The 2,845-nt window shown below is 58.6% G+C and carries 1 protein-coding gene and 2 pseudogenes; 2 read left to right on the forward strand and 1 reads right to left on the reverse strand.

The window, feature by feature from the left end; genetic code table 11:
• Window positions 1–9: 9 nt before the first annotated feature.
• Window positions 10–789, reverse strand: coding sequence for a hypothetical protein (locus tag ACLFKU_RS42935; protein ID WP_410853284.1), 780 nt, complete (start codon window positions 787–789; stop codon window positions 10–12).
• Window positions 790–1,181: 392 nt separating this feature from the next.
• On the opposite strand from ACLFKU_RS42935, the pseudogene ACLFKU_RS42940 reads away from it, so the two are divergent.
• Window positions 1,182–2,298: pseudogene (locus ACLFKU_RS42940) on the forward strand (IS5 family transposase).
• Between the two features lie 289 nt (window positions 2,299–2,587).
• Window positions 2,588–2,845 (forward strand): annotated as a pseudogene (locus ACLFKU_RS42945) (transposase); the annotation flags it as partial.

The raw sequence follows: 2,845 nt of genomic DNA on the forward strand, positions 1-2,845 counted from the left end.
CCTGCCAGTTCAAACGCTATCCTTCGACACTGCGTGAATAAAAACCGGGTGAGAGACCGATTCCCACCCCCTAAAAGCGGACATTTGAACTTGGCCAGTAAGCGGACATTTCAAAATGGCTTTGACATAGGCGTGCGAGTAGGATTCGTGCTCCACGCTGCCGCAATTGACCTTGACGAACCATGAGCTCGCTTGAGAGTCCGAGTAGGCGTAGACGAAGTTGGTGACCGGAACGTAAAGCACAGGCATGACTGAAATGGTCCCGATCACCGTGCCGAATTTCGACGCGACAGTGCTCTTTTTCGTTTGTGCCTGTACATCGCCCATCTCGGTCGTGAGATAGTCGAGCATCGGTGCCACGTCTCCGCCGAGACCGCCGAGAATTGCAGCAAAGAACTCCTCGGTAATGGAGACCGCGGTACCGGAACCGCTCTCGCTATTCTGGTCAACGCTCGTAATGCCCATGCCCGCGACGGAATTCATGGCTTGCGTCATCGTGCTCTGGTCGACAAGGTACAGCCCCGATTCCACTGCCTGTCCTGAGGTATTCAGAACGGCTGTTTTGATGGTCGAGGACATTGTCAACGCCTGCTTGAAAGCGTCCACCACCTGGGTTTTCACGTCCGCAGGCCAGGAGTTTTCGAGGTACGCGAACAGAAAGTCCGCGCCGGCCGCGTGCATCCACTCCCCGTCATCCGTCAAGGTGACGTGATAACTGCGATAGGCACGTCCTTCACGTTCCATGCGGCGGACAATGTTGCGATGTGCAAGGTAGTTACGAACACTCATGGCGATTTCCTTTAAATCAGGTTGTTAATGCGAAGAAAGTTAAATGATTTAATGACAAATGGATTTAATGTCTAACCATCCCTGAAGGCTACTATTTTTCATGTAAAATATTGCAATACACTGCCGCATTACTTGCTTTCGTTAACTGGCCGATCACTTTGTGCAGCACATCGCTGCTCGCTGCCCCGCATTGATATGCTCGTCGATGGTGCTCGCCGCTAGCAGCTGTCACCCCGTCAATGGCCTAATGAAAGCGACAATATCTCTCTGGAGGGTCGCGATGTAGGGGGATAGAGTCCCCTAGCAGGCTGTTGAATTTGGGTCCCGTGTAAACGGGGTTTGAGGGACGGGCGTTATGGATATCGTGTTCATGATCTTTGGCAGCGGATGCGATGCGCGGAATGGATGAGATGCAGGAACCCCTGTTCACGACGGTCAAGCTCGAGGACTTCGTCCCGGCAGATCACCCGTTGCGACCGATCCGGTTGCTGGTGAATGATGCGTTGAAACGGCTCAATGGGCTGTTCAGCGTCATCTACGCGGACACCGGCCGTGCCTCGATTGCGCCTGAGAAGCTGATGCGGGCGCTGCTGTTGCAGGTGTTCTACTCGGTGCGCAGCGAGCGCATGCTGATGGAGCAGATGCGCTACAACCTGCTGTTCCGCTGGTTTGTCGGGCTGGCGATTGAGGACGCCGTGTGGGACCACTCGGTGTTCTCGAAGAACCGCGACCGGCTTCTGGAGCATGAAGTCGTGGAAGCGTTCTTCACCGAAGTCATGAGCCTGGCGGACAAGCGGGGCTTGCTGTCGAGAGAGCATTTCTCGGTGGACGGCACGTTGATTCAGGCGTGGGCCAGTCACAAGAGCTTCCGCCGCAAGGACGGCCCGGACGATGGTCCGCCAGCCGGCGGTGGCCGCAACGCCGACACTGACTGGAAAGGCGAGCGACGTAGCAATGCGACGCACGACTACTGATCCGGAGGCGCGATTGTTCAAGAAGAGCCACAAGAGCCCGGTCATCCTGTGCTACCACGGGCACATCCTGATGGAGAATCGCTCGGGGCTGGTGGTCGGCGCCGTGGTCAGTCACGCAGATGGTTTCGCCGAGCGGGCCAGCGCATTGCAATTGCTCGATTGCGTGCCAGGCGCTCATGCGAAGACAGTTGGTGCCGACAAGGCGTATGACACCCGCGACTTCGTGAACGATTGCCGCGCTCGCAACGTGACACCGCATGTCCCGCGCAACGATGAGCGTTGGGGCGGCAGCGCAATCGACGGTCGCACTTCGCGGCACGCGGGCTACCGGATTAGCCAGATCATCCGCAAACGAATGGAAGAGCATTTCGGCTGAGGTAAAACGGTCGGTCGGATCCGGCAGACGGTCTATCGCGGTATCAAGCCCGTCGACCAGCACTTCAAGCTGACGATGGTTGCGAGCAATCTGACCCGCATGGCCCGAATGCCAGGGGTGGTGCCGCAAGGAGCGGCGCGACGAGCCGTCACGGCGTGAAGACTGCGCGCCAGCAGGGCTGCATGCGTGCGCATGCCCCGCGCGGATCGCGCGGCAAACCGGTAATTCAGCGGGAAATTGCACGCGCAAGTCTCCTGAACGTAGCTTCGGTCGTCATGACGGGGCGCTTTTCAACAGCCTGCTAGACCGGTTGCGCGATTTTGGAGCCGGGTAGCAGTTGGAACGGCGAATGCTGAGCGGATATTTTCGGTGCCGAGGACCGATCCGCGACAAAGCGCGTGCATGGGCAGGGCGTAAGCGATGGAAACCCTGTTGGCTTCCGGTTCGAAGGGCGAGCCTCGATGCTGCCAGTGTTGCCAGCCCCCGGGGGCCAGGAAACCGGCCCCAACCCGACAGACCGGGGAAAGCTCGGGTCGAAACGGCACATCGTTGTAGACGCGCGCGGCATTCCACTGGCCATCACGGTCACGGGCGCCAACCGACACGACTCGATGGCATTCGAGCCCACGCTCGATGCCATTCCGGCAGTCTCGGGTCTGAATGGCCATCCCCGCAAACGCCCGGGCAAGTTGCGTGCGGACAAGGG

The organism is Paraburkholderia sp. EG304 (assembly GCF_046543485.1).
In the GTDB taxonomy this organism is placed as follows: Bacteria; Pseudomonadota; Gammaproteobacteria; order Burkholderiales; family Burkholderiaceae; genus Paraburkholderia; species Paraburkholderia youngii.

Coding starts and splice junctions, on each gene's coding strand:
- ACLFKU_RS42935 (WP_410853284.1), bottom strand. CDS start 789: ATGAGTGTTCGTAACTACCTTGCACATCGCAACATTGTCCGCCGCATG.